Raw genomic sequence first — 24,661 nt, forward strand, 5'->3', positions numbered from 1 at the left:
CCGCCACCCGTCCATCCGCGCTGCGGGAAGCGGCGGAGAGCCGCGGCGCAGCTTGCTACGCGACGTCTCGGTAAAACGGCGTAAGCGGGGACTGAAAAGCCAGACGCGCGATGTTACAGGATGCAAGCGGCTGAAAAAACGAAATGCCGTTCTATTTTTTGCAGGGGTTGCGCGCATAAGACGGCACGAGATTGTCCTCATGCCCGGACACATGCATTGACAATTCAGACGAGTCCGATGGGAAAGCGGCGCGTGCTTGCCCAGAATGCCGAGTTCGAAGCGCCCGTCTCATCCCTTCGACGAGACGCCCGGCGGATGCCTTTAGCCGCGCATCCGCTCCATGTCCCTTGGACTCATCAGGTAAGACACCATGCGCGTCGCCGTTCTGCAAACCGATCCGAGTTATCGAAATCTCGTCAGCGACGTCGTCAAGCGACTCGGCCATACCTGCGTGACTTTTGGCGACGGCCTCGTGCTGTCGAAAGCCCTGTCGCGCTCCACGGTCGATCTGCTGATCCTCGACTGGAATTCCACCGGCCTGTGCGGACTGGATCTCCTCAAATCCGTGCGCTCCAGCTTCGGCGAGCGCGTGCCCGTGCTGTTCGCCACGCCGGACGGCGCCGAGCACAACGTCGTGTGCGCGCTCACCGCCGGCGCGGACGATTACGTCGTCTATCCCATCCGTCCCGGCGAACTCGGCGCGCGCATCGAGGCGCTGCTGCGGCGCGCCTATCCGACCACGTCGAACGCCTGCCTCGAAATCGGCCCGTATCGCTTCGACGCCCGCCAGCAGATCGTCACGGTGCGCGGCAAGCCGGTGCAGCTGAGCGGCACGCAATTCCGGCTGGCGCAGCTGTTCTTCTCGAACATCGGCCGCGTGCTGTCGCGCGATCACATCTTCGCGATGGTCTGGGGACGCGAGTTCCGCGAAACCACGCGGACCATCGACAGCCACGTGTCGCGTCTGCGGCTCGCGCTCGAAATCGAGCCGGTCAACAACTTTCGGCTGCAGCCGGTCTACAAGAGCGGGTATCGGCTGCTTCATCTGTACGACGACGGCAAGGGAAGAGGCGACGAGCGCGTCGAGTCCGCCGCCGCGCAGATCGCCGCCTGACGGCGGGGGTGGCAGCCAGCGTGGGTCGCATCGCGATGCATCGTGGGGGCGGCACGCATTTTTTTCAGGGCGGGGCGCTTTTATAATCGGGCGCCAGAATCCCTCGCGCTTCCGGCCCGCGGCATTCGACCTCAACCCGATTGCACCCCGACACCACGACGCATGACGAGCACGGCAGCCCCATCGAGCGGGACTTTCATCGCGCGCCCTCCGGCATCCACGCTTGCCGACATGCTCGGGCATTTCGCCCAGCTCGCGCCGGTGTTCGACGCCATGCCGGACATCGTGTTCTTCGTGAAAGACCGTGAAGCGCGCTATGCGATGGTCAACCGCACGCTCGCCCGGCGGTGCGGCTACAAGGACAACAAGACGGCGTTGCTCGGCAAGACCGCCGAAGAAGTGTTTCCCCGCCGCTTCGGCCGCATCTACACCGCGCAGGACCAGGCGATCATCGCGCAGGGGCATCAACTCATCGACCAGCTCGAACTGCATCTCTACCCGGGCCGCGAACCGGGCTGGTGCATGACCTGCAAGCAGCCGTTGCTGGACGGCCAGGGTGCGATCGTCGGGCTGGCGGGCATCTCGCGCGACCTGCAGGCTGCCGAAGGCACGCATCCCGCCTACAGCCGGCTTGCCGCGGTGGTCCGGCACATCCAGGAGAACTACGTCCAGCCGCTCAACATGCGGCAACTCGCGCAAATGGCCAACATGTCGATTGCGCAACTGGAGCGCTATTTCCACAAGGTGTTTCACCTGACGCCGCGGCAGGTGCTGCTGAAGACCCGTCTCGACGCCGCCACCGCGCTGCTGGTCTCACAAGACGACAAGGTCACGGACGTCGCGGCGTTGTGCGGCTATACGGATCACAGCGCGTTCACGCGCCAGTTCAAGGCGACGGTCGGCATCACGCCGTCCGAATACCGCGCGTTGCTGCAATCGGGCACAATGCGCCCCGATTCGCCGCAGGACACAAAAGTCTGACGGGAAATCGGGGTACAACTGGTCCCTGAATTACATGGTCGTGCGGTTCCAGGGCGGATCCGGCTGCGTGTAATCGGCGCTCAGGCCCGCCAGACGGGCGGTTGCGGCTTGTTTCGAGAAAACCGGTCCGCTTCTTGCTCGAACACGCACGCCACGGCCAGCGACGATTCGCCGGGCGTGGCAGAAACCGCGAGGCGTTCCGCACCGGCGCACGCGCGGCTCAAATAGCGGTGCGTTCGGAATTCCCGCCGCGTTTTCGTGTCAACAAGGCGCACCGCGTGTTTGCGGAGCGCCCGATGCGGCGAGTCAAGGAGACCGTCGCGAGAATTCCGTTTTTGGCAGTTGAAAAGAACATCATGAACGAAGTAGCAAGACTGGGGCATATGCGGATCGTGCTCATCGAGGACGATCCGGAAAGCAGGGCATCGCTGCAGATGCTGTTGCAAGAGGAGGGGGCCGAAGTCATCGCCGTAGCCGACGCCGAGGACGGCGCGCAGGCGGCGATCGAGCATCTTCCCGACGCGGTGATCTGCGATCTCGACCTTCCTGAAATGGATGGTTTCTACCTGATCCAACGTTTGCGGGACCATGAAATACGCGGCAACCTGCCGCCGTCCGTCGCCATCGCGCTGACGGGACACGATGGCGAAGAATACCGCCTGCGCAGCATCGGCGAAGGTTTTCAGCACTTCATGACCAAACCCGTGCATCCCGATGAACTCGTCACCTTGATCCAGGATGCGGCCGGAGCGCGCGTCGTGATGTAGCGCGCCGAAGGCCATCGCACGCGGCGCGCTGCGCCGCGTGCCGCTACGCGCTCAGGACCGGTCGCGGTTGCGTGCCCGAGTTGCGCCCGTGATGATCGCAATGCCGAGCATGATGACGGCGACGATCATGATCGTGTGCTGCGAGACGTGCATCGCGACGAGCGCCCACGACACGCCGCCGATCAGCACGAGCCATCCGACGAGGTAAATGATCAACGTCATCGTTTTCTCCTTCTCTGTTTCTAGTTGTCGACAGGTAGAGGCATGCTGCCTGCAAGATGCGTACCGGCGCCACGGGCCGGTGTGTCGGGGATATTGATAGAATCCGAGCCACTCTTTCTTCGACACGGCAGACCGAGACTATGTCGCATGCTCATGAGGTGGTTCGAGAAGCAGACCGGTGCGTGGCGTTCACCTGCAACATTTGCGGACAGGCCAACAGCGTCGAGAAGGCGCGGCTGACGCGCGAGGAGCCCAGCTGCACCTCGTGCGGCTCGACCGTGAGGATGAGGTCGATCGTGCAGGTGCTGACGCGCGAATTGTTCGGGCGAAGCATGACGATCGCGCAAATCGATCCGCCGCGGCCGGATATCGTCGGCATCGGGATGAGTTGCTGGCATGGCTACGCCGGTCCCATCGCGCACCGGATTGCGTACCGCAACACCTTCTATCACCAGGAACCGCGGCTCGACATCACGCAGATCGATCCTGCGATGGAAGGGACGCTCGACTTCGTCGTTTCGACGGATGTGTTCGAGCATGTTGCCGCGCCGGTGCACCGGGCTTTCGACAATACGCGCAGGCTCCTCAAGCCGGGCGGCGTGTTCGTGTTCGCGGTGCCTTACTTTCACCAGGGCGAGCAGCACGTCCTCACGACGGAGCATTTCTCCGATCTCCACGATTACCGGATCGTCGAGGATGAATACCTCGGTCCGATGCTGAAGAATACGAAGCCGAACGGCGACGTGCAGTATTTCTACAACCTCGTGTTCCATGGCGGCCCGGGCGAGACACTGGAGATGCGGCGCTTCTCGGAATGGTCGGTGCTGGAGGAACTGAAGCTAGCCGGCTTCAACGACCTGACGATCTATCGAAACGACGATCTGCCGTTTGGCATCGCCTGGCCGGCCGGTCATTCGGCGCCGATCGCCGCGCGCGTGGACCCGGATGCTTCCGGGGTCACGGTGCGGGTGCGGTGAGCGACACGGAAAATTCAAACTCATGCTGACCGTCCACCACCTCAACAACTCCCGTTCGCAGCGCGTCCTATGGATGCTGGAAGAACTGGGCGTCGAATACGAGCTGAAGCGCTACCAGCGCGATCCGCACACGATGCTCGCGCCGCCCGAGCTGCGCGCCGTGCATCCGCTCGGCAAGTCGCCGGTCGTGACGGACGGCGACCTGACGCTCGCGGAGTCGGGCGCGATCATCGACTACCTGGTCGAGCGTTACGGCGAAGGGCGCTTCTCGCCGCCGCCGGGCGTTTCGCCCGAGCGCGTGCGCTACACCTACTGGATGCACTACGCCGAAGGCTCGGCCATGCCGCCGCTGCTGCTCAAGCTGGTCGCGCGGCGTCTTGAAAGCGCGAAGATGCCGTTCTTCGTGCGGCCGATTGCACGGCGCATCGCGCAGACGATGCAGAGCAGCTTCATCGATCCGCAATTGCGGCTGCACTTCGGCTACATCGACGCCGAACTCGCCAAATCGCCCTGGTTTGCCGGCGATAGCTTCAGCGCCGCCGACGTGCAGATGAGCTTCCCGCTCGAAGCGGGCAGCCAGCGCGCGGGGGCCAAGCAGTTGCCGCATATCCGCGCGTTCCTCGAACGGATCCATGCGCGGCCCGCGTACCAGCGCGCGCTGGTACGCGGCGGGCGTTACGACTACGCGAGCTAGCCGACGCTAACCAAAACTAGCCATCCGGCCAGGTTCGGAACGCCCGGCCTCTTGCGTACAATGAGCCGCACAAAGTCAATCGCTGGACGCAAACCCAAAGGCAAGCATGGCTCGAATCGTTCCTGACGACTGGAAGAATCTCGAAGCAACCGGCGCGGCCGCGCGCGAGCTCGAAACCCTGACGCGGCTCGAAAAGCTGCCGGACGAGTACACGGTGTATCACGGCGTGCACTGGACGCGCGTCAACGAAGGCTTCTCGGTATTCGGCGAGGCGGATTTCGTCGTCGTGGCGCCGTCCGGACGCGTGCTGATGATCGAACAGAAGGCCGGCTTCCTGCGCGAAACCAATGCCGGCCTCGTGAAGGTCTATCTGCAGAAGGAACGCAACGTCGCCATCCAGCTGGCGCGCACGCTGGAAAACCTGCATCGGCGCTTCACGGCGGCGTTCGGCGCGGGCACCTACCGGATCGAGGAACTGCTGTACTGCCCGGATTACACGATCAAGGACGCGGCCATTGCGGGCGTGCCGCCTGCGCGGATCGTCGACGCCAGCCGCAAGGACAAACTCGCGCGCGTCGTGCTGGATATCCTCCCGCCGGATGAACCGCGCTTCGAGGCGGCGGCCCGTATCCATCACTTTCTCGCCGACGAACTCTCCCTCACGCCCGACACCAACGCGCTGGTCGGCGCGGCCAATACGCTCGTCACGCGGCTCTCGGGCGGGCTGGCCACCTGGGCACGGCGGCTCGAGTTCGAACCGTTCCGCTTGCGTGTGATCGCGACCGCCGGCGCGGGCAAGACACAGCTCGCGGTGCGCGTGATGCGCGAGGCGCTTGGGCAGGGCAAGAGCGTGCTCTATGTCTGCTTCAACCGGCCGCTTGCCGATCACATCCGCGCCATCGCGCCGAAAGAGGCGAAGGTCGCGAATTACCATCAACTGAGCGCGGCGGTGGCGCGCGATGCAGGCAGCCCGCCCGACTTCAGCCAGCCCGATATCTTCGCCACGCTCGAGGAGCGCTTCGCCGCCGTGCCGGTGCCGGAGCACTGGAAGACCGACGTGCTGATCGTCGATGAAGGCCAGGACTTCCAGGCGGCCTGGGTCGAGGCGCTGGAACGCCTGCTGAACCCGGCCGGCGCATGGTGGTGGCTCGAAGACCCGATGCAGAACCTGTATCTGCGCGAGCCGGTGCCCTTGCCGGGCTGGACCATCCTGCGCGAATCGACCAACTATCGCAGCCCGCGCGATCTCCTGGGTTTCATTCGCAAGATCGTCGGCCCCGAGGTGCGGCTCGACGCAGGCAGTCCGTTCGACGGTTCGGACGTCAGCATCGCCACCTACGAGAACGGTCACACCGAGGAGATCGTCGAGGCCACCAAGCGTGCGATCACGCAGGCGCTCTCGCTCGGTTTCCGCAAGCAGGACATCGCGGTGCTGTCGTTCCGCGGCCGTGAAGGCTCGGCGCTCACGGCGGTCGAGCAGCTCGGTCCGCACAGGCTGCGTGCGTTCACCGGCACCTACGACCTGTTCGGCAACCCGGAATATCGCGAAGGCGACGTCCTGCTCGAATCCATCTATCGCTTCAAGGGCCAGTCCGCGCCGTGCGTGATCCTCACCGAAGTGGACTTCGACCCGCTCGACGAACAGGCCGCGCGCAAGATTTTCGTCGGCGCCACGCGCGCGACCATGAAGCTGATCGTCGTGGCCTCCGAACGCGCCGCACGCGCCATCGAGGCGCTGTAGCGGCCGGCTGCCCGTGACGAGTTCCGTCTCTTCCGTGCGCGGCCCGGCCGTGCGTCCATGGTTCCGCCGCCTGTGGTACGCGGCGCTGGTCGCGCTCGCCATCGCACCGCCCATCGGCGCGGTCGGTTACATGCTCTATTCGGGGCTGCTCGCGCGCGAAACCCATACGCTCGTCGCTCCGTACGACGTGTATTGGGATGCCGCACAGTTCCAGATCGCCTACGAACGCTTCGAGAATCACGTGCTGCTGTACCGCAACGGCATCGACGAAGATGCCGACGCCGTGCGCACGAGCTATCGGCTGCTGCGTGCGCGGCTGCTGCAGGTTTCGTCGTCGCCGGGGCTCGCCGCCGGGCATGAAGCGCTGTTCAACCGGCAGCGCGAAATCCTGCGGCAATTGCAGACCGCGTTCGATTCCATCCAGGCCGACGTCGATGCCATCGATGCCGAGCGAAGACACAGTCTGCGCATCGTCGGCGTGCTGCGCCAGAATGCGCCGGTCGTGGCGGAGCTGGCGAGCGGGCGGCGCCTGATGGATGTGGCCGAGCGCGAAAACATCGTGCGCGATTTCGACGCCAAGCGCCGCTATCTGATTCTTGGCGGCATTCTGCTCGGCATCCTGTCGGCGGCGGCCACCATGCTGCTGCTGTTCAACGGCTACCGCCGCACGCGCCTGATCGAACAGCAACGCACGGCGCTCGCGGCCGAGCACCAGGCGACGCGCGCGGCCCGCGAAGCCGGCGTCGCCAAGGACACCTTCCTCGGCATGCTGAGCCATGAACTGCGCACGCCGCTGCATGCCATCGTGTCGTCGGTGGAACTGCTCGGGCTGAACGCGCGCGGCGATGCGGATCGCAAGATCATGCACCGGCTGGAATCCGGCGCGCGTCATCTGGAAGCACAAATGCGCGACCTGACCGACTACGCGCGGCTCGGCGCGGGCAAGCTGGAACTGCGCACCATGGCGTTCGATCCGGTCGAACTGCTCGAATCGATCGTCGATGCGAATGCGTCCTCCGCGACCGCCAAGGGGCTGGCGCTGCGCGGCGACTTCGCGGGCGAGCGCGGCCCGCTCGAATCCGATGCGCATCGCGTGCGGCAGATCGTCACGAATCTCGTCACCAACGCCATCAAGTACACCGATACGGGTTCGGTCGAGGTGCACTTCATGCGCACCGAGAAGCGCCTCGACATTTCCGTCATCGACACGGGGCCGGGCATTCCGCGCGAGCAGTTGCCGCTGATCTTCCAGGAATTCACCCAGCTCGATTCATCGAGCACGCGGCGTTTCGACGGCGCCGGCATGGGCCTCGCCATCGTGCGCGGACTGGTGGAACTGCTCGGCGGCAAGATCACGGTTTCGAGCGAAGTGGGCCAGGGCGCGGCGTTTCGCGTGAGCCTGCCGGTCGTGTCGGTGGATCATCTGCCCGCGCGCGCCGAGCTCGACGCGGCGGCGCCGGCGCAGCGCAAGTCGCGCGTGCTGGTCATCGACGACCACGAGTCGATCCGGGAATCGCTGAGCGAAATGCTCACGCATCTGGGCTATTCCGCGGTCGCCATGCCGGAGGTGGACAGCGCGCTCGCCTGGCTGCGGGCCAACGACGCCGACGTGATCCTGGCCGACCTGCACATGCCCGGCAAGGACGGTTACTCGTTCGCCAACGAATACCGCGCGCGCATCGCGCCCGGCGCCAGCGTGCCGATCATCGCGGTGAGCGCATACGCGCCCGAGCTGGTGGACCCGAGCGCGGCCATCCTGTTCTTCGACTATTTGCTGAAGCCGGTGCGCTACGAAGTGTTGAAGGGCGCCGTCCACCGCGCTGTGATGGCACGGCGGCGCGTGAACTGAGGGCCGGCAACGCGCCTAGCTGCGCATCAGGCGCTTGGAGAGATCGGCGACCAGAATGCCGAGCCGGGCGGGCTTTTCGAAGCACGTGGCGTTGTAGTCGCGGATCAGCTGGCTGATCTCCGATTCGCTTGCCTTGCCCGTGGTCAGTTCGCCGGTGAGCACGAAGATCGGCGCATCCGGATTGTCCGATTCACGCACCGCGCGGATCGCGCCCGCCGACGTATGCACGCCGAACAGCCAGTCGATCACCACGGCATCGAAAACCTGCGACTGCAAGGCTTCGAGGAAAGCGTCGAGACCATAGAAGGCCATCGCCGTGAAGCCGGTGGCTTCGAGATAGTCGTGCAGGTTGTCGGCGGAGGCGTGGTCGTCATCGACCACGGCGATCACCGGCTTGTCCGTGTCCGGGCGGCGCGGCTGGATCTCGATCTTGTGGACGTCGCTCGCTTCGTGCAGCAACACGCCTTCGTGCTTGCTGACGATCCAGCGGCCATTGAGTTTCTGCGCGATGAAATCCGGACGGCTGCCCGGATCGAGCGCATTGCCGACCCACGCCATGCAGGGAATCTCCACCGAGCCGAGCTTGAAGACGGCGTCGTGCGCGGTGCCTTCGGTTTCGTCGGGGCGGGTGTTGATCGAATCGAACAGCTTGAGGGCCGGTTCGTCGAAAGCGTCGGCGACCCGGCGGATTTGTGCGAGCGTCCACGGACTGTTGCCGCGCAGCTTGCGGTGACCTTGCGAAAAACTCAGATCGAGAATGCGGCACAACTCAGCGGTCTGTTGCCGCTTGCCGATGCCATGACGGCCCATTAGCTCGCGCACGCGTTCAGCGACGGCGAGTGATTCCGAAGAAGACGTTTCAGTGACCATACCGCCAGCGGAGTGAAAAGTGGGACTGCGGGAGGGGAACAGTCTGGCGCGACGATCGGCCAGGCGCAGTCGAACGGACATTGTAAAGGGCGCGGCCCGACGCACTCAAAAGGTGCCGGCAGATGCCTCGTACTGCATTGATTGAATTGAAGAAAAGAATTCTTCCGACAAAGCGCGCAGTCGCGCCGGCAGCAATCTCCCGGCGCCGCGCTCGCGCTAATCGTGCCTTACTGCGGCTGAATCTCGGCGGCCTGCAAGCCCTTCGGTCCCTGGCGCACTTCGAACATCACGCGCTGGTTCTCTTGCAGCGACTTGAAGCCGTCGGCGCGGATTTCCGAGAAATGCGCGAACACGTCGGGCGTGCCGTCGTCCGGCTGGATGAAGCCAAAGCCCTTTGCGTCGTTGAACCACTTCACAGTACCAGTTGCCATTGTTTCCTCTTCTTGCAGCGTTGAGCGAGACGGCGTCCCGCCTGGGTTGATCAATACGGTTTTGCAGCAGTGCCGGGATCAGGCCATCGCCGCCACGCGCGACCGGGCGGGCGCGGCGGCCACGGGAATCTCGTCGAGCAGGGACGACAGTTCGTGGTCGCCATTGCCGCCGCTGAATTCGCGCAGCGTCGCGAGCAGCGTGCGCCACGGCGCGGGCCAGCGCGTTTCGCGCACACAGCGGCCGTTGGCGTCGGTGATGCGCAGCAGGGTGGTGTCTGGGTAGTAGGTGAGCGTGACGGGCATGCCGTCGAGAACGCAGGTGGCGGTACAGGCTTTCGGTGTGAACATGCTTTCTTGTAGATGAGCGATCGTCGTGCGCGCGGCATGCGCGTTTCAATCGACGGCCGCTGACTTGAGCAACGTGCGTGCCTGAGCGTTCGAAAGAAGAATTCCCAGGCTGACAGTCTGGAGCGATTAGCCGCAGTATTCGCGCAGGTTGAACGGAGTATTGTCCAATTTCACGACAATTGACGTCACACGACGATTTAGACTTCAACCGGGTCAGACTGGAGTCGAAATCGTGTTGCTTGCCGTCATGTTGATCAGCCCCGTAAGCGTCGCCGCGCTTTTTGCATTCGCGCGTTTCGCAGACAGAACCTTCCGGGACAGCGCTTCCCTGGCGGAAAATCGCTTCACACAGGTCGCCGGGCGTTCGCGGCCACGCGAAAAGCAGCGCCACGCGGGCTGATTGCCCCGAAATTCAACGTCGCACGCCGTTCGATTCACTTTTGCTATCGAACGATCGCCCTTTCGAATTGTTCCGCTATTGGCGCCGGACTATAGTGCTTTCCACGGCATGAACCGGCCATAAGTCCAACGAGACAACGAAAGGAGACACGCATGAACCGTATCGATCTGGCTGAACGCACGGTGATCATCACGGGCGGTGCGCGGGGCATCGGCCTCGCGGTTGCGGAACGGGCGCTGGACTCGGGCGCCGACGTCGCCCTCTGGGATGCGGACGGCGAACGCCTGCAACGCACCAGCGCCGACCTCACGGCGCAACACCCCGGACGCCGCGTGAGCGACGCGGTCGTCGAACTCACCGACGAGGCCTCCGTCGATGCCGCCGTCAAGAAAACACTTGCCGCGCACGGCCGGATCGACGTGCTGGTCAACAATGCGGGCATCACCGGCGGCAACGGCAGCACCTGGGAACTCGCGCCGGACGTATGGCGCCGCGTGATCGACGTCAATCTGATCGGCCCGTATCTGACCTGCCGTGCGGTCGTGCCGCACATGCTGAAAAGCGGCTATGGACGCATCGTCAACATTGCGTCGATTGCCGGCAAGGAAGGCAATCCGAACGCGTCGCACTACAGTGCATCGAAGGCGGGGCTGATCGGGCTGACCAAGTCGCTCGGCAAGGAACTCGCCGGCAGGAACATCCTCGTCAACGCGGTCACGCCCGCGGCTGCCAAGACCGAAATCTTCGATTCGATGTCGCAGCAGCACATCGACTACATGCTCTCCAAAATCCCGATGAACCGCTTCCTGCTGCCGCACGAGGCCGCGTCGCTGATCCTGTGGCTCGCCTCCGAAGACTGCGCGTTCAGCACGGGCGCGGTGTTCGACCTGTCGGGCGGACGCGCCACCTATTGAAGCGGACGGCCGCCGCGCGTCCCTGCGCGGCGCTTCTGGAGAGAGACATGGATGACTCCGCACGCGCGGAAGGCGCCGTCACGTCGCGCGTGATGCGCCGGCTGCTGCCGTTCCTGCTGCTGATGTACGTGCTGGCGTTTCTCGACCGCGCCAACATCGGCTTTGCGCAGAAGGCGTTGCAGCAGGACACCGGTCTGTCGAATGCGGCGTTTGCCTTCGGCGCGGGGGTGTTCTTCATCGGCTACGCGATCTTCGAGGTGCCGAGCAACCTGCTGCTGCATCGCGTCGGCGCCAGGCTGTGGATGTGCCGCATCATGGTCACGTGGGGTCTCGTCTCGGCGTCGATGGCCTTCGTGCACAACGCGACGACCTTCTATACGTTGCGCTTCCTGCTCGGGGTGGCGGAGGCGGGCTTCTTTCCGGGCATCGTCTATTACCTGACGCGCTGGTTTCCGCAATCGGCGCGGGCGCGCGCGCTCGGCGTGTTCTATTTCGGCGCGCCGCTCGCGTTTATCTTCGGCGCGCCGTTGTCCGGCCTGCTGCTCGACCTGCACGGCGCGGCCGGCCTGAACGGCTGGCAATGGCTGTTTCTCGTCGAAGGGCTGCTTGCGTCGATCGTCGGCGTGTGGGCTTTCTGGTATCTAGACGACGATCCCGCCCGCGCCCGCTGGCTCACGCCGGAGCAACGCGCCACGCTGGTCGCGCGACTCGCCGACGATGCCCGTTTCGCGTCCTTGCATGGCCCGCGCAGCGTGCTGGCGTCGCTCGTCGATGCCCGCGTGCTGGTGCTGTGCTGCGTCTACTTCCTGATCCAGGCGGCCGTGTACGGCGTCGTGTTCTATCTGCCGCAGCAAGTGGCGGCGCTGCTCGGCACGAAGGTGGGATTGCGCGTGGGACTGGTGACGGCGCTGCCTTGGCTTGCCGCTGTGGTCGTCACGTGGATCGTGCCGCGCTACGCCGACCGCACCGGGCGGCATCGCCTGTGCGCCGTCGCGTTGCTGCTGATGTCGGGCGTCGCGATTGCCGTGTCGGGACTGGCGGGGCATCCGGCCATTTCGCTCATCGCGCTGTGCTGCGCCGCGAGCGGCTTCATCGCCGCGCAGCCGCTGTTCTGGACTTTTCCGACGCGTTATCTGACCGGCGCGGCCGCCGCCGCCGGCATCGCGCTGATCAATTCGCTCGGCGGACTCGGCGGCTTCTTCGCGCCGATGGCCCGCACCGCCGCCGACGCCGCCCTGCACTCGACCGGCGCCGGCCTCATGGTGCTCGGCGGCGCGAGCGTGCTGGCGGCGCTGATCATCGTCGTGATGGTGCGCCCGCACCGCGACCTCCCGCTAGCCGATGCGCGCGCCGGCAACGCCCGTGCATCCTGAACCTCCTGAACACCCAGCCCAACACGGAGCAGACCATGTCCATGCCTACGATTCGCCAGGTGCGCGCCTTCACGGTTCGCGGCGGCGGCGCCGACTATCACGATCAGGGCGCCGATCACTGGATCGACGATCACATTGCCACGCCGATGGCGCGCTATCCCGAATACCGCAAGAGCCGCCAGTCGTTTGGCCTGAACGTGCTCGGCTCGCTGGTGGTGGAGATCGAGGCGAGCGACGGCACCGTCGGCTTCGCGGTGACGACGGGCGGCGAGATCGGCGCGTTCATCGTCGAGAAGCATCTGGCGCGTTTTCTGGAAGGACAGCGCGTGACCGACATCGAGAAGATGTGGGATCAGATGTTCAACGCGACGCTCTATTACGGACGCAAGGGCATTGTGCTGAACGCGATTTCGGGCGTCGATCTCGCGCTGTGGGACCTGCTCGCGAAGGTGCGCAAGGAGCCGGTGTTCCAGCTGCTCGGCGGCCCGGTGCGCGACGAACTCCAGTTCTACGCCACCGGCGCGCGGCCTGATCTGGCGAAGCAGATGGGCTTCATCGGCGGCAAGATGCCCTTGCAGCATGGTCCGGCGGAGGGCGAGGAAGGGCTCGCGAAGAATATCGCCAAGCTGGCCGACATGCGCTCGAAAGTGGGCGACGACTTCTGGCTGATGTTCGACTGCTGGATGAGCCTCGATGTGAACTACGCGAAGCGGCTGGCGCACGCGGCGCGGGAATATGGTCTCAAGTGGATCGAGGAAGCGCTGCCGCCGGACGACTACTGGGGCTATGCCGAACTGCGCCGCAGCGTGCCCGGCGGCATGATGGTGTCGACCGGCGAGCACGAGGCGACTCGCTGGGGCTTCCGCATGCTGTTCGAGATGGGCTGCGCGGACCTGGTGCAGCCGGATGTGGGCTGGTGCGGCGGCATCACCGAGCTCATCAAGATTTCGGCGCTCGCGGATGCGCACAACGTGCTGGTCGTGCCGCATGGTTCGTCGGTGTATAGCTATCACTTCGTCGTCACGCGCCACAACTCGCCGTTCGCCGAGTTCCTGATGATGGCGCCCAAGGCCGACCAGGTGGTGCCGATGTTCACGCCGCTCCTGCTCGACGAACCCGTGCCGGTGAACGGCCGCATGAAGGTGCCCGAGACGCCGGGCTTCGGCGTGCGGCTCAATCCCGAGTGCAAGCTCGAACGGCCTTATACCCACTGACGAGGACGAGGACGTCATGCTGCTTGAGAACAAGGTCGTCGTGGTGACCGGCGGATCGCGCGGCATCGGCCGGGCGATTGCGCTGGCCAGCGCCCGCGAAGGCGCGGACGTCGCCATCAACTACTGGGGCGACAACGATCGTTCCTATGGCCGCGGGTCGGCGGTGGAATCGATCGTCGGCGAGATCGAGGCGCTGGGACGCCGCGCAATTGCAGTGGAAGGCAACGTCGCCGAGCACGATACCGGCGCCGAACTGGTCCGGCGCACGGTGGAGGCGTTCGGGCGCATCGATGTGCTGTCCAGCAACGCCGGGATCTGCCCGTTTCATGCGTTCCTCGACATGCCGCCCGCCGTCTATGAAACCACGGTCGCCGTGAACCTGAACGGCGCGTTCTATGTGACGCAGGCGGTGGCGAACCAGATGAAAACGCAGGGCACGGGCGGCGCGATCGTCGCGACGAGTTCGATCAGCGCGCTCGTCGGCGGCGGCATGCAGACGCATTACACGCCGACCAAGGCGGGCGTGCATTCGCTGATGCAGTCGTGCGCGATTGCGCTCGGGCCGTATGGCATCCGCTGCAATTCGGTGATGCCGGGCACCATCGCGACGGATCTCAACGCCGAGGATCTCGCCGACCCGGACAAGCGCGCCTATATGGAGAAGCGCATTCCGCTCGGCCGCCTGGGCGAACCCGACGATGTCGCGCAATGCGTGGTGTTCCTCGGCTCGGAGCGCGCGCGCTATGTGACGGGCGCGTCCTTGCTGGTCGATGGCGGGCTGTTCGTGAACCTGCAATAACGTGCTTCAGTGCTTCAGTGCGTCAGTGCTGCGCCGACGCCGAGTACTTGCGCAGCAGCGCGATGAAATACTCCGCGGGTTCGCTCAAGGTTTCGAAACGGCGGCGGAGCAGCCCGAAGCCCGACAGGCTCTTGCCGACCTCGATCGGCAGTTCCACCAGCAACTGCGCGCGCAGATAGTCGCGCACGACGGACTCGGGCAGCATCGCGACGGCCTCGCCGTTTTGCAGCAATTGAAGCGTCGCGAAGATCGACGCGCATTCCACGATGTCCGCCGGCGAGCTGAGCCGCGCACGCGCGAGTTCGTCTTCGAAGAGCGCGCGCGCGGGACTCGTGATCGGTTGCAGGATCCATGGCCAGCCCACCAGTTGTTCGAGCGTGAGCGCGGTCTTGCCGACCAGCGGATGGCTCGCGCGCACCACGAGTCGCATGGCCTCGCGGGCGAGCGGCTCGAAGTCGAAGTCATTGTGTTGCAGCGGCGTGGTCAGCCGTCCAAGCGCGAGATCCACTTCGCGGCGATGCAGCAACTGCACGACCTGATCGCTGGTTTCGCCGAGGATGCGCACGTTCAGCAAGGGCCGCTCAGTTTTCAGTTCGGTGACGGCCATGGCCAGCACGTCGGGCGCGGCACCCATGATCGCGCCCACCGTCAACTGGCCGTGACCGCCGCGGCGCTTGGCGTCGAGGTCTTCGGCGAAGCGCGTGAGGTCCGCAAGCGAGCGGCGCGCGTAAGCCAGCGCCGCCATGCCGAGCGGCGTCGGCTGCATGCCGCGCGCATTGCGCTCGAACAGCAGGAAGCCGAACGCCTCCTCGATATCGCCCAGCATGCGGCTTGCGCTCGGCTGCGCCACGTTGATGGCTTCGGCGGCCTGATGCAGGTTGCGGGCATCGTCGAGTGCGACGAGCAGCGCGAGATGCTTGAACTTCAGGCGGTTGACCAGAGCGCTCGGCGAGATGCTGGGCGATGGGCTCGGCGACACAGTGTGGGACGCAATCTCGTTCATTCGACAGTCCGCGTGAAAGCGCGCGATGATAGGGCGCAGCGATACGGTTTTGCGATCGGCCAATCCTGCATTCGGATTGTCGTGTTATCGGTCGGCGAATTATAGTCGCAGCACAACGAGTCCCGGACACAGGGAAACACTCAATCAGAACAAGGCGGTCCGCCATGGAGACAGTGGCATTTCGCATGACCCTGAAACCAGGCATGCGCGAGGAATACACAAGGCGTCACCGCGAGATCTGGCCGGAACTGGCCGAAGCGTTGCGCGCCGCGGGCATCCGCGATTACCGCATCTTTCTCGACGAATCGACCGGACATCTCTTCGCCATCTACGCGCGCACGGCAGACCACACCGTCGATGCGCTGCCGATTCTGCCCATCATGCGCACCTGGTGGGACAGCATGGCCGAACTGATGGAGACGCACGCCGATAACGCGCCGCTGAGCGTGCCGCTGACGCCGGTCTTCCATCTACCCTGAAACCCTGGCCGCTTTCGCGAGGAGCGCAACCATGCAGGTCGTCGATCCGCATATCCATCTGTGGGATCTGTCCACGCATCATTACCCCTGGCTCGCGAATCCGCAGACCTCCTTCGTCGGCGACGCGCGCAAGCTGAAGCACGACTATCTGCTCGGCGATCTGCTGAGCGATGCCGAAGACATCCAGGTGCTGAAAATCGTGCACGTGGACGCCAATCACGATCCCGCCGATCCGGTGGAGGAAACGCGCTGGCTGCAGGGCATCGCGGATGGCGCAGGGCGCGGCATGCCGAACGGCATCGTCGCGGGCGCGGATCTTTCGGCGGACGATGCGCCGGCCGTGCTCGAAGCCCATGCCGCGTTTGCCAACACGCGCGGCATCCGCCAGATCCTGAACGTGCATGACGATCCGCTGTACGACTACGTCGGCCGCCACTACATGCGCGAGCCGCAATGGCGCGAGCACTTCGGCTTGCTGCGTCGCTACGGCATGTCGTTCGACCTGCAACTGTATCCGTCGCAGATGGCGGAAGCGGCGCAACTTGCACGCGAGCATGCCGATACGCAGTTCATCGTCAATCACGCGGGCATGTTCGTCGATCGCAATGCGACGCGCGGCTATCGCGAATGGCGCGACGGCATGCGCCTGCTGGCCGCGTGTCCGAACGTCGCGGTGAAGCTGAGCGGCTTCGCGATGTTCGATCACGACTGGACCCTCGAAAGCCTGCGGCCCTACGTGCATGAATGCATCGACGTGTTCGGCTGCGAGCGCGCGATGTTCGCGTCGAACTTTCCGGTGGACCGGCTGTTCGGCAGTTATACCGGCTTGTGGAACGCGTATGCGCGGATCGTCGGCGGGGCGAGCGACAGCGAGAAGGACGCGCTGTTCGTGCGCAATGCCGAGCGCATCTACCGGATCTAGAGAGGTTTCGCGATGACCATGACACCACGTCTCGAACTGCTGCACGCAAGCAAGTCGTTCGGCCGCGTGCGGGCGCTCGGCGACGGCAGCCTGCAACTCTTTCCCGGCGAAGTGCATGCGCTGCTCGGCGAGAACGGCGCGGGCAAGTCGACGCTCGTCAAGCTGCTCGCAGGCGTCTATCAGCCCGATGCGGGCGAACTGCGCATCGAAGGCGTCGCGCGCCGCTTCGCCGATCCGGCCGAGGCGCGCGATGCCGGCATTGCAGTGATCTATCAGGAGCCGACGCTGTTCGCCGATCTCTCGATTGCAGAGAACATCTACATGGGCCGGCAGCCGCGCGACCGCCTGGGCCGGATCCGCTACGACGAGATGCATCGCGAAGTGGATGCGCTGCTCGCGTCGCTCGGCGTGAGCCTGCGGGCGCAGCGGCTGGTGCGCGGGCTGTCGATTGCGGATCAGCAGGTGGTGGAGATCGCCAAGGCGCTCTCGCTGGATGCGAACGTGCTCATCATGGACGAGCCGACCGCCGCGCTCTCGCTGCCGGAAGTGGAGCGGCTGTTTGCGATTGTGCGCGCGCTGCGCGAGCGCGACGTGGCCATTCTTTTCATCACGCATCGTCTGGACGAAGTGTTCGCGTTGACGCAGCGCATGACGATCATGCGCGACGGCATGAAGGTCTGCGACGCGCTGACGCCGGACATGAGCATCGACGCGATCGTCAGCCGCATGGTAGGCCGCGACCTCGACACCTTCTATCCGAAAGCCGATGTCACGCCCGGCGACGTGCGGCTCTCGGTGCGCAATCTGACGCGCCAGGGCGTGTTCCGGAACATTTCCTTCGATGTGCGCGCGGGCGAGATCGTCGCGCTGGCGGGACTGGTCGGCGCGGGGCGCAGCGAAGTGGCGCGGGCGATCTTCGGCGTCGATCCGGTGGATGGCGGCGAAGTGAAGATCGCGGGCAACAAGCTCGCGCTCGGCAAGCCCGCTGCGGCGGTGCGCGCGGGCCTCGCGCTGGTGCCGGAGGACCGTCGCGCGCAAGGGCTCGCGCTGGAGTTGAGCATTGCGCGCAATGCGTCGCTGACAGTGCTCGGACGCCTGATGCGGCATGGGCTGATTACGGCGCGCAGCGAGTCGTCGCTGGCAGCCGACTGGGGCAAGCGCCTGCGCCTGAAAGCAGGCGATCTCGATGCGCCGGTCGGCACGCTGTCGGGCGGCAATCAGCAGAAAGTCGTGCTCGGCAAATGGCTGGCCACACATCCGAAGGTGCTGATCATCGATGAACCGACGCGCGGCATCGACGTCGGCGCGAAGGCCGAGGTGTACCGCACGCTGGCGGAACTGGTGAGGGAGGGCATGGCCGTGCTGATGATATCGAGCGAACTGCCGGAAGTGCTCGGCATGGCGGACCGCGTGCTCGTGATGCACGAAGGGCGCATCAGTGCGGACATCGCCCGCGCGGATGCCAGCGAGGAACGGGTGATGAGCGCCGCACTGGGTGCATCGCCGCAGAATCTGGGGCGCGCCGCATGATGACACGACATTCTCCGACGCTGCCCGCGATGCCGCCCGCCGAAACCAAGCGCGACAGTATCGCGGTTTCCATCGCGAAGAGCCGCGAACTGACGCTCTTCATCGTGCTGCTGGTGCTGATCGGCGCGACGGCGGCAGCCAAGCCCGACTTCCTGAACCTGCAGAACCTGCGCGACGTGCTGCTGAACGTCTCGATCATCGGCCTCCTGACGGCGGGCATGACGATTGTGATGCTGATGCGGCATATCGATCTCTCGGTGGCGTCGATCGTCGGCGTCAGCGCGTATGCGGTCGGCAGCCTGTTCGTCATGTTCCCGCATCTGCCGGTGATCGTCGCGCTGCTTGCGGGCATCGGTATTGGCGGCTCGATCGGCGCGGTGAACGGCGTGCTCGTCACGTTCGGCCGCGTGCCCTCGCTGGTGGCGACGCTCTCGACGCTGTACATCGTGCGCGGCGCGGATTACGCATGGGTCCACGGCGGCCAGATCAACGCGACCAGCCTGCCGGATGCATTCGCGGCGATCGCCACCGGTTCGCTGCTCGGCGTGCCGAACCTCGTGCTGATTGCGCTCGTGGTGCTGATCGCGTTGTCGGTGTATCTGAAGCAGTATCGCGGCGGGCGCGAGCACTACGCGATCGGCTCGAATCCCGAGGCGGCGCGGCTTGCCGGCATTCGCGTGGACCGGCGCGTGATGATCGGCTTCCTGCTGTCCGGCGCGATTGCGGGCCTGGCCGGCGTGCTGTGGCTTGCGCGCTTCGGCACCGTCGATGCCAGCACCGCCAAGGGCATCGAGCTTCAGGTGGTGGCGGCGGCGGTGGTGGGCAGCGTGGCGATCACGGGCGGTGTCGGCACCATCGCGGGCGCGACGCTCGGTGCGCTGGTGCTCGGCGTCATCAACATCGCGCTGGTGGTGCTGCGCGTGTCGCCGTTCTGGCAGCAGGCCATCCAGGGTGCGCTGATCGTCGCGGCGATCGCGCTCGATACCTTGCTCGCGCGTTCAGTGGCGCGCCGCATGATGAGGAAACGCGATCATGGCTAAACCGGACTCCGCACTCTCGACGAGCCGTCGCCGGCACCTGCAATGGGAAGCGATGCTCGCCATCGTGCTGGTGGTGTCGCTGGCGGCGGGGCGCGTGCTGTCGCCGCTGTTCCTGTCGGCGGCCAACGTGTCGAACATGCTCGCCGACTTCACCGAGATCGCGCTGATCGCGCTGCCGATGACGCTCATCATCGTCGCGGCGGAGATCGATCTTTCGGTGGCTTCGGTGCTCGGCGCCTCCAGCGCGCTGATGGGCGTGCTCTGGCACATGGGCCTGCCGATGCCGTTGGTCATCGTGCTCGTGTTGCTCTTCGGCACGCTGGCGGGGCTCCTGAACGGCCTGGTGATCGTGCGCTTCAACCTGCCTTCGCTGGCGGTGACGATCGGCACGCTCGCGCTGTTCCGCGGCCTGGCGTACGTGCTGCTCGGCGACCAGGCGATCGCGGATTTTCCGGCGGCTTATACGGCGTTCGGCATCAATACACTCGGCGACACGTTCCTGCCGATGCCCTTCATTCTCGTGATCGCCGGCGCGGTGATCTTTACCGTGCTGTTGCAGGCGACGCCGTTCGGCCGCAGCCTGTTCGCGATCGGCGCGAATCCGACGGCCGCGCAGTTCTCGGGCATCGACGTGGCGAAGACCAAGCTCAGGCTCTTCATGATGTCGGGCGCGATGGCGGCGCTCGCGGGCATCGTCTATACGCTGCGCTTCACGAGCGCACGCGGCGACAACGGCGAGGGCTTCGAGCTCTCGGTCATCGCGGCGGTGCTGTTCGGCGGCGTGAGCATTTTCGGCGGACGCGGCTCGATGGTGGGCGTGCTGCTGTCGCTCGTGATCATCGGCGTGCTGCGCAATGCGCTGACGCTCGCGGATGTATCGAGCGAGACGCTGACCATCGTGACGGGGGCGTTGCTGCTTTCGTCGGTGCTGATTCCGAATCTCGTGGCACGCTGGCGGGCCGTGCGCGAGAAACGCCTGATGATCCGGGGCGTGACTGAATGACTGGCGGTGCTCGTCGATAACCAGCGCAAGGATTGGCGTCGCCGCTGTCCGCGCGCAATGACAGGAGACTTTACGACATGAAGAAGCCCATTCGATTTCCGCGCGGCCCGGCCGTGGCGGCGGCTGTTCTTGCGGTGACGGTCGCGCTGACGGCCGCCGCCGCCGAGGTCAAGAGCGGCCTGAAGATCGCCTTCCTGCCGAAGCAGATCAACAATCCGTACGAGGTCATCGCCGATGACGGCGGCATGGCGGCCATCAAGGAGATGAAGGGCGATGGCAAGGTCGTGGGGCCATCGGATGCGGGGGCGTCGTCGCAGGTGAGTTATATCAATACGCTGATCACGCAGCGGCAGAACGCGATCGTCATCGCGGCCAACGATGCGAATGCGGTCGTGCCGTATTTGAAGAAGGCGATGTCACAGGGGATCAAGGTCGTTACGTTCGATTCGGATACCGCGCCGGACGGAAGGCAGATTTTCGTCAATCAGGCGGATTCGGAGGCGATCGGGCGCGGGCAGATCCAGTTGTTGTCCAAGCTGATTGGCGGCGAGGGCGAGTTTGCCATTTTGTCGGCGACGCCGAATGCCACGAATCAGAATACGTGGATCAAGTGGATGCAGGAGGAGTTGAAGAAGCCCGAGTACGCGAAGATGAAACTCGTGAAGATTGCGTACGGCAACGACGACGATCAGAAGTCGTTCGTCGAGACGCAGGGTCTGTTGCAGGCTTATCCGAATCTGAAGGGCATTGTGGCGCCGACGTCGGTGGGGATTGCGGCTGCCGCGCGCTATATCTCGAGTTCGCCGGCCAAGGGCAAGGTGGTCGTGACCGGACTCGGCACGCCGAATCAGATGCGTGCTTTTGTCAAGAACGGGACTGTCAAGGCGTTCCAGTTGTGGGATCCGGGTCAACTCGGGTATCTGGCGGCGTTCGCGGCGGCGAATCTGGCGTCGGGGACGATTACCGGGAAGGAAGGGGATTCGTTTGAGGCAGGGAAACTGGGCAAGCGGACGGTCGGGAAGAGCGGAGAAGTGATTCTTGGGCCGCCCACGACGTTCGATGCGGCGAATATCGATAATTTCAATTTTTGAGGGCGGTGGGAGAAAGGGGTGTTGGACCTGAGAGATGGCGGGACGCCTGCGGGCGTCCCGTTTTTTTGGGGGATTGTCGTTGCATGTTGTGCACGCAGGCGAATCGAACCGAAAATCACACCCTATGATTTTCTTCAGCTTCGTTCCTGCCTTCAGACGCATGGAAACTAATACGTGCATGCATTCATGAATCTCGCGACCGGGACTTCGATGTCGGACGCTTGCGATAACGTGTGAGCATGTGCGCTATTCGTCGGAGTCGCGTCGTTTGACGGCGGCATGTTTCTTTCGCGCCCTCGAATTTTCTTGCTCCGCACGGCGCAATTTCTCATTTTCATTCTGAAGTCTTTGATTTTCCAAGGAGGCCCGAATGGACTCGGCCCCGCTCTTGCGCCACGCGAGAAAACTGGTAGCAATTGTCCCTGACGCGGTAATCACGGACGTGATACCTGTCAAGATAGAAACGAGAGTCGCAGTGGAAAAATCCCCCTCACTTGTCGAACTGCGGTGCTCCAAAGCACCTTCAGGTTGAACTTCATCAGGCATCCGAGCCAATACTGGAAGCGTTGACGAAGCTGCTTCGGCTACCGGATCGAGCGTGTCAAACTCACGAACACGATTTTCGTAGATGTCAACATGCTTTTCTTGGATTCCTCGACATTGACACGATGCTGCGTCCGTGGGTCTCACTCCTAAGGTTTTAGTCGGCATGACACAACCCAATAAGAGAGTTGTTTTTCTATCCGACCGCTAGCGCCCATGGAGGATCGCCGCCGAGCGCTTGTAACTCCCGGCGCTGGATGCCGTTCGGATTTTTCTGCCGGCGGGACGGCCTGCACGCTTGTACGCGGGAAAAAATCCGGGGCGCTTCTCAATTGACAGAAAAAGTGAACGGAACCGTGAACCCGACTTCGACGGCTTGCCCATCCGCGTAGTACGGAGTACATCGTGAGCGTTTCATAGCCGAAATCGCGGCTGCGTCCAGTAACGGGCGATTGCTGCTTTCGAGCACTTCAACGCTCGCGATTTTCCCTTCTCGATCCGCTTTGACTTTTAGCTTCACGCTGCCGGACTCCCTTCTTTGCAAAGAGACTGTTGGGTAGTAGGGTTCAGCGATATCGCAACTCAGCCTGCTTTCAGAAGTTTCTTGCTGTGCGCACCCACTGCCTGCGATAGCCAAGGCAGAAGCGAAAAAGAGCCGTCTCATTAGAAATCCTCCATAAAGGAGCGAATTCCAAATCACCTTTTGTCGCGATCATCTCAATATCGTTTGCGCGTCGACTTGACGCGTTGAGGCGGCCGATGCTCATGCGCAGCGCCAGAAAGTCTTCGTTATGCCGGGCATTTCTTAGCGGAAATGTCACGATCTTTCCGGCTACCCCAGGCACTCATGCTCGCTTCATTCACCAACCCAATATTCCTGAGCTTGTCGATGAACATAGCCAAGGCAATTATCCTGATGAGGGGTGTGAGTGAAGGATTGATCGACGGCGTAGGCGTTACTTCGGCGATCGGCTTGCTGAACTATCAAGGACAGTATCGCCAGCGACGAATCGACCCCTTACCGCCGCGACTTCGACAACGCATGCCCCAACCCCAAATTGGTCGCGATCTGCCACACATAGACGCGTGAGTAGCGCACCCCATAGCGTCGCTCGATCAGCTCGCGCAACCGCGCATTGGTCCACGCGTCGCTCTCGAAACCGTGCGCGCGCGCCGGTCCTTGCAACGCCTCCGCGATCCAGTCGAGTGCCGCGCGATCCAGCGCCGACGCCCGCCCACCCACGGCCATTTTTCCGAGCGCATCAAGACCGCCTTCTTCAACGAGCGCCTTGTAGCGCCGCACCGTCTGGATCGACAGATGCAACGCATCCGCAACCGTTTCCACCGACGCCCCTTCCATCAACATGCGCCCCGCTTCCAGGCGCCGTGCGACGCTCGGCAGGGTGTCGGAATGGGGACGGGGAAGCATGGCGCGCCGTTCGATCAGGCCAACCCGATCGCGGCCAGACCACGGGCCGCGAGGCAACAGGCAATGCGCATCGCACCGCAAGCAACCTTGCGGTGTGGGTGTGCGTTCATGGTTGCCCCCTTGTCGAGTGAGGCTCGTTGCGTAACGGCGGCAGGACGGGATCGGGCGATGTGAGTTCGGTGTACGGCTGTCGTGCGCCGCCTTTCCGAGATGTACCAATAAACGTTTTCAGCGACGATGGACCAGCATCGCCGAAAATTTTTTGGCTTGATTATTCCCGATGAATTTCCTATGACGACCGCGCGAGGCAGGCACACAGGCACACAGGCATGCAGGGTCAAAGGGTCGCACGGCAGAGACCTGCGAAAGGCCAACCCGGCGCTCCAGCAACAAACCGCCTCAAACCCGATAGAACTCGATGTCCTGCCCCGCATGAACCGCGCGCTTGAGCCACTCGGGCATGTCGCCGAGGCCGTCCCACGTGTCGCCGGATGCATTGCGGAAGATTGGCATGGCGCTGCCCGCCGCATGCGGCATGGAAGGCAGTTGCGGCATCGGCCGCTTCACCTTGGGCGCGCCATTAGGTCCGTTGGTCTTGGTGAAGGAGGGCGGCGGCGGATTCTCCGCAGGCACTTCGGCCAATGATTCAGCCAACGCTCTTTCCGAAATGCCGAACTCGACCATTCGGCTGCGCAAATACGCAATGATGCTGTCTCGCTTTCTTTCGTCCACGGCTTTCCTGATTCAGCTTTTTGATTATCAGAAGACGAACCGATATCCCGCGCGGACCGGCAGGCGGCTCGATGACTTGATTGGATGTGTTTCTTGAAGCGTGGCGCAGTGCGTGCCTCGCGTCAATTAGTGTATTACCGCAATATCAATTAATGCGCCCGGGCACCTTGCCATTACTGCCGGCATTTGCCCCGA

Annotated in this window: 28 protein-coding genes; 19 read left to right on the forward strand and 9 right to left on the reverse strand. The window is 64.0% G+C overall.

What is annotated here, in order from left to right:
- The first annotated feature begins 370 nt into the window (after positions 1-370).
- From QCE69_RS30360 to QCE69_RS30370, 3 genes are all read left to right on the forward strand, one after another.
- Entirely contained in the window at positions 371-1,114 is a 744-nt protein-coding gene (locus QCE69_RS30360; RefSeq protein ID WP_309819853.1) for a response regulator transcription factor, read from the forward strand.
- 162 nt (positions 1,115-1,276) lie between these two features.
- Positions 1,277-2,095 carry an AraC family transcriptional regulator gene (locus QCE69_RS30365; protein ID WP_309926054.1) on the forward strand — a complete coding sequence of 273 codons (819 nt, stop codon included), beginning with the start codon at positions 1,277-1,279 and terminating at the stop codon, positions 2,093-2,095.
- A gap of 296 nt (positions 2,096-2,391) precedes the next feature.
- Entirely contained in the window at positions 2,392-2,862 is a 471-nt protein-coding gene (locus QCE69_RS30370) for a response regulator (protein WP_404986150.1), read from the forward strand.
- A 51-nt stretch (positions 2,863-2,913) separates the two neighbouring features.
- Here QCE69_RS30370 and QCE69_RS30375 read toward each other — a convergent pair whose 3' ends face one another.
- A complete protein-coding gene (locus QCE69_RS30375; protein ID WP_309819855.1) occupies positions 2,914-3,084 on the reverse strand; it encodes a hypothetical protein in 171 nt (56 codons plus the stop codon).
- Positions 3,085-3,266: 182 nt separating this feature from the next.
- Between QCE69_RS30375 and QCE69_RS30380 the strand changes: the two genes are divergently transcribed.
- From QCE69_RS30380 to QCE69_RS30395, 4 genes are all read left to right on the forward strand, one after another.
- On the forward strand, positions 3,267-4,061 hold the full coding sequence (locus QCE69_RS30380) for a methyltransferase domain-containing protein (RefSeq protein WP_309934621.1): 795 nt from the start codon (positions 3,267-3,269) through the stop codon (positions 4,059-4,061).
- Between the two features lie 22 nt (positions 4,062-4,083).
- A complete protein-coding gene (locus QCE69_RS30385) occupies positions 4,084-4,755 on the forward strand; it encodes a glutathione S-transferase (RefSeq protein ID WP_309934623.1) in 672 nt (223 codons plus the stop codon).
- 106 nt (positions 4,756-4,861) lie between these two features.
- Positions 4,862-6,496, forward strand: coding sequence for an ATP-binding domain-containing protein (locus tag QCE69_RS30390; RefSeq protein WP_309934625.1), 1,635 nt, complete (start codon positions 4,862-4,864; stop codon positions 6,494-6,496).
- Positions 6,497-6,509: 13 nt separating this feature from the next.
- The gene (locus tag QCE69_RS30395; protein WP_309934626.1) at positions 6,510-8,345 is read left to right on the forward strand and encodes an ATP-binding protein; all 1,836 of its coding nucleotides are present in this window, start codon (positions 6,510-6,512) and stop codon (positions 8,343-8,345) included.
- A 15-nt stretch (positions 8,346-8,360) separates the two neighbouring features.
- Here QCE69_RS30395 and QCE69_RS30400 read toward each other — a convergent pair whose 3' ends face one another.
- The 3 genes from QCE69_RS30400 to QCE69_RS30410 form a co-directional block, all read right to left on the reverse strand.
- Positions 8,361-9,215 carry a helix-turn-helix domain-containing protein gene (locus tag QCE69_RS30400; RefSeq protein ID WP_309926060.1) on the reverse strand — a complete coding sequence of 285 codons (855 nt, stop codon included), beginning with the start codon at positions 9,213-9,215 and terminating at the stop codon, positions 8,361-8,363.
- Between the two features lie 227 nt (positions 9,216-9,442).
- Positions 9,443-9,646, reverse strand: a complete 204-nt coding sequence (locus QCE69_RS30405; RefSeq protein ID WP_309837892.1) for a cold-shock protein — start codon at positions 9,644-9,646, stop codon at positions 9,443-9,445.
- 78 nt (positions 9,647-9,724) lie between these two features.
- Entirely contained in the window at positions 9,725-9,994 is a 270-nt protein-coding gene (locus tag QCE69_RS30410) for a hypothetical protein (protein WP_309926062.1), read from the reverse strand.
- A gap of 232 nt (positions 9,995-10,226) precedes the next feature.
- Between QCE69_RS30410 and QCE69_RS30415 the strand changes: the two genes are divergently transcribed.
- From QCE69_RS30415 to QCE69_RS30435, 5 genes are all read left to right on the forward strand, one after another.
- Positions 10,227-10,394: a hypothetical protein gene (locus tag QCE69_RS30415; protein WP_309934628.1), complete on the forward strand. Its 168-nt coding sequence runs from the start codon at positions 10,227-10,229 to the stop codon at positions 10,392-10,394.
- A gap of 152 nt (positions 10,395-10,546) precedes the next feature.
- On the forward strand, positions 10,547-11,308 hold the full coding sequence (locus QCE69_RS30420) for an SDR family NAD(P)-dependent oxidoreductase (protein WP_309934629.1): 762 nt from the start codon (positions 10,547-10,549) through the stop codon (positions 11,306-11,308).
- Positions 11,309-11,355: 47 nt separating this feature from the next.
- A complete protein-coding gene (locus QCE69_RS30425; protein ID WP_309934630.1) occupies positions 11,356-12,681 on the forward strand; it encodes an MFS transporter in 1,326 nt (441 codons plus the stop codon).
- Between the two features lie 35 nt (positions 12,682-12,716).
- On the forward strand, positions 12,717-13,895 hold the full coding sequence (rhmD, locus tag QCE69_RS30430) for an L-rhamnonate dehydratase (RefSeq protein ID WP_309819875.1): 1,179 nt from the start codon (positions 12,717-12,719) through the stop codon (positions 13,893-13,895).
- Positions 13,896-13,911: 16 nt separating this feature from the next.
- Positions 13,912-14,694, forward strand: a complete 783-nt coding sequence (locus QCE69_RS30435; protein ID WP_309926065.1) for an SDR family NAD(P)-dependent oxidoreductase — start codon at positions 13,912-13,914, stop codon at positions 14,692-14,694.
- Between the two features lie 22 nt (positions 14,695-14,716).
- Here the strand turns inward: QCE69_RS30435 and QCE69_RS30440 are convergent, their stop codons facing one another.
- Entirely contained in the window at positions 14,717-15,697 is a 981-nt protein-coding gene (locus tag QCE69_RS30440; protein WP_309926068.1) for a LysR family transcriptional regulator, read from the reverse strand.
- 164 nt (positions 15,698-15,861) lie between these two features.
- Between QCE69_RS30440 and QCE69_RS30445 the strand changes: the two genes are divergently transcribed.
- The 6 genes from QCE69_RS30445 (at position 15,862) to rhaS (ending at position 21,762) form a co-directional block, all read left to right on the forward strand.
- Positions 15,862-16,176, forward strand: a complete 315-nt coding sequence (locus QCE69_RS30445) for an L-rhamnose mutarotase (RefSeq protein WP_309934631.1) — start codon at positions 15,862-15,864, stop codon at positions 16,174-16,176.
- Between the two features lie 31 nt (positions 16,177-16,207).
- A complete protein-coding gene (locus tag QCE69_RS30450) occupies positions 16,208-17,098 on the forward strand; it encodes an amidohydrolase family protein (protein ID WP_309934632.1) in 891 nt (296 codons plus the stop codon).
- A gap of 12 nt (positions 17,099-17,110) precedes the next feature.
- Positions 17,111-18,628 carry a sugar ABC transporter ATP-binding protein gene (locus QCE69_RS30455; RefSeq protein WP_309934633.1) on the forward strand — a complete coding sequence of 506 codons (1,518 nt, stop codon included), beginning with the start codon at positions 17,111-17,113 and terminating at the stop codon, positions 18,626-18,628.
- Positions 18,628-19,668 carry an ABC transporter permease gene (locus tag QCE69_RS30460; protein WP_404987794.1) on the forward strand — a complete coding sequence of 347 codons (1,041 nt, stop codon included), beginning with the start codon at positions 18,628-18,630 and terminating at the stop codon, positions 19,666-19,668. Before QCE69_RS30455 ends, QCE69_RS30460 begins: the two co-directional genes overlap by 1 nt.
- Positions 19,661-20,671, forward strand: coding sequence for an ABC transporter permease (locus tag QCE69_RS30465; RefSeq protein ID WP_309837911.1), 1,011 nt, complete (start codon positions 19,661-19,663; stop codon positions 20,669-20,671). Before QCE69_RS30460 ends, QCE69_RS30465 begins: the two co-directional genes overlap by 8 nt.
- A gap of 77 nt (positions 20,672-20,748) precedes the next feature.
- A complete protein-coding gene (gene rhaS / locus QCE69_RS30470) occupies positions 20,749-21,762 on the forward strand; it encodes a rhamnose ABC transporter substrate-binding protein (RefSeq protein ID WP_309819890.1) in 1,014 nt (337 codons plus the stop codon).
- 871 nt (positions 21,763-22,633) lie between these two features.
- Here rhaS and QCE69_RS39600 read toward each other — a convergent pair.
- The 4 genes from QCE69_RS39600 to QCE69_RS39605 all read right to left on the reverse strand — a co-directional run bounded on the left by QCE69_RS39600 (position 22,634) and on the right by QCE69_RS39605 (position 24,247).
- Complete coding sequence (locus QCE69_RS39600; protein WP_309926074.1) at positions 22,634-22,969, reverse strand: energy transducer TonB; 336 nt, start codon at positions 22,967-22,969, stop codon at positions 22,634-22,636.
- Positions 22,899-23,126 carry a hypothetical protein gene (locus QCE69_RS30475; RefSeq protein WP_309934634.1) on the reverse strand — a complete coding sequence of 76 codons (228 nt, stop codon included), beginning with the start codon at positions 23,124-23,126 and terminating at the stop codon, positions 22,899-22,901. The genes QCE69_RS39600 and QCE69_RS30475 overlap by 71 nt, the downstream gene beginning before the upstream one ends.
- A 197-nt stretch (positions 23,127-23,323) precedes the next feature.
- Entirely contained in the window at positions 23,324-23,734 is a 411-nt protein-coding gene (locus QCE69_RS30480; protein WP_309926075.1) for a helix-turn-helix domain-containing protein, read from the reverse strand.
- Positions 23,735-24,133: 399 nt separating this feature from the next.
- Positions 24,134-24,247, reverse strand: a complete 114-nt coding sequence (locus QCE69_RS39605) for an H-NS family nucleoid-associated regulatory protein (protein ID WP_404985904.1) — start codon at positions 24,245-24,247, stop codon at positions 24,134-24,136.
- On the opposite strand from QCE69_RS39605, the gene QCE69_RS39610 reads away from it, so the two are divergent.
- Positions 24,246-24,563: a hypothetical protein gene (locus QCE69_RS39610; RefSeq protein ID WP_404987600.1), complete on the forward strand. Its 318-nt coding sequence runs from the start codon at positions 24,246-24,248 to the stop codon at positions 24,561-24,563. The two genes, QCE69_RS39605 and QCE69_RS39610, sit on opposite strands and share 2 nt — an antisense overlap.
- Positions 24,564-24,661: the final 98 nt, after the last annotated feature.

It is taken from the genome of Caballeronia sp. LZ032 (assembly GCF_031451315.1).
Classification (GTDB): domain Bacteria; phylum Pseudomonadota; class Gammaproteobacteria; order Burkholderiales; family Burkholderiaceae; genus Caballeronia.

What these genes read in the sequence shown, in the direction of transcription:
- QCE69_RS30360 (WP_309819853.1), top strand. Translation starts at nt 371, where the DNA reads ATGCGCGTCGCCGTTCTGCAAACCGATCCGAGTTATCGAAATCTCGTC.
- QCE69_RS30365 (WP_309926054.1), top strand. Translation starts at nt 1,277, where the DNA reads ATGACGAGCACGGCAGCCCCATCGAGCGGGACTTTCATCGCGCGCCCT.
- QCE69_RS30370 (WP_404986150.1), top strand. Translation starts at nt 2,392, where the DNA reads ATGCGGCGAGTCAAGGAGACCGTCGCGAGAATTCCGTTTTTGGCAGTT.
- QCE69_RS30375 (WP_309819855.1), bottom strand. Translation starts at nt 3,084, where the DNA reads ATGACGTTGATCATTTACCTCGTCGGATGGCTCGTGCTGATCGGCGGC.
- QCE69_RS30385 (WP_309934623.1), top strand. Translation starts at nt 4,084, where the DNA reads ATGCTGACCGTCCACCACCTCAACAACTCCCGTTCGCAGCGCGTCCTA.
- QCE69_RS30390 (WP_309934625.1), top strand. Translation starts at nt 4,862, where the DNA reads ATGGCTCGAATCGTTCCTGACGACTGGAAGAATCTCGAAGCAACCGGC.
- QCE69_RS30400 (WP_309926060.1), bottom strand. Translation starts at nt 9,215, where the DNA reads ATGGTCACTGAAACGTCTTCTTCGGAATCACTCGCCGTCGCTGAACGC.
- QCE69_RS30405 (WP_309837892.1), bottom strand. Translation starts at nt 9,646, where the DNA reads ATGGCAACTGGTACTGTGAAGTGGTTCAACGACGCAAAGGGCTTTGGC.
- QCE69_RS30410 (WP_309926062.1), bottom strand. Translation starts at nt 9,994, where the DNA reads ATGTTCACACCGAAAGCCTGTACCGCCACCTGCGTTCTCGACGGCATG.
- QCE69_RS30420 (WP_309934629.1), top strand. Translation starts at nt 10,547, where the DNA reads ATGAACCGTATCGATCTGGCTGAACGCACGGTGATCATCACGGGCGGT.
- QCE69_RS30425 (WP_309934630.1), top strand. Translation starts at nt 11,356, where the DNA reads ATGGATGACTCCGCACGCGCGGAAGGCGCCGTCACGTCGCGCGTGATG.
- rhmD (WP_309819875.1), top strand. Translation starts at nt 12,717, where the DNA reads ATGTCCATGCCTACGATTCGCCAGGTGCGCGCCTTCACGGTTCGCGGC.
- QCE69_RS30435 (WP_309926065.1), top strand. Translation starts at nt 13,912, where the DNA reads ATGCTGCTTGAGAACAAGGTCGTCGTGGTGACCGGCGGATCGCGCGGC.
- QCE69_RS30440 (WP_309926068.1), bottom strand. Translation starts at nt 15,697, where the DNA reads ATGAACGAGATTGCGTCCCACACTGTGTCGCCGAGCCCATCGCCCAGC.
- QCE69_RS30445 (WP_309934631.1), top strand. Translation starts at nt 15,862, where the DNA reads ATGGAGACAGTGGCATTTCGCATGACCCTGAAACCAGGCATGCGCGAG.
- QCE69_RS30450 (WP_309934632.1), top strand. Translation starts at nt 16,208, where the DNA reads ATGCAGGTCGTCGATCCGCATATCCATCTGTGGGATCTGTCCACGCAT.
- QCE69_RS30455 (WP_309934633.1), top strand. Translation starts at nt 17,111, where the DNA reads ATGACCATGACACCACGTCTCGAACTGCTGCACGCAAGCAAGTCGTTC.
- QCE69_RS30460 (WP_404987794.1), top strand. Translation starts at nt 18,628, where the DNA reads ATGACACGACATTCTCCGACGCTGCCCGCGATGCCGCCCGCCGAAACC.
- QCE69_RS30465 (WP_309837911.1), top strand. Translation starts at nt 19,661, where the DNA reads ATGGCTAAACCGGACTCCGCACTCTCGACGAGCCGTCGCCGGCACCTG.
- rhaS (WP_309819890.1), top strand. Translation starts at nt 20,749, where the DNA reads ATGAAGAAGCCCATTCGATTTCCGCGCGGCCCGGCCGTGGCGGCGGCT.
- QCE69_RS39600 (WP_309926074.1), bottom strand. Translation starts at nt 22,969, where the DNA reads ATGAGACGGCTCTTTTTCGCTTCTGCCTTGGCTATCGCAGGCAGTGGG.
- QCE69_RS30480 (WP_309926075.1), bottom strand. Translation starts at nt 23,734, where the DNA reads ATGCTTCCCCGTCCCCATTCCGACACCCTGCCGAGCGTCGCACGGCGC.
- QCE69_RS39610 (WP_404987600.1), top strand. Translation starts at nt 24,246, where the DNA reads ATGGCGCTGCCCGCCGCATGCGGCATGGAAGGCAGTTGCGGCATCGGC.
- QCE69_RS39605 (WP_404985904.1), bottom strand. Translation starts at nt 24,247, where the DNA reads ATGCCAATCTTCCGCAATGCATCCGGCGACACGTGGGACGGCCTCGGC.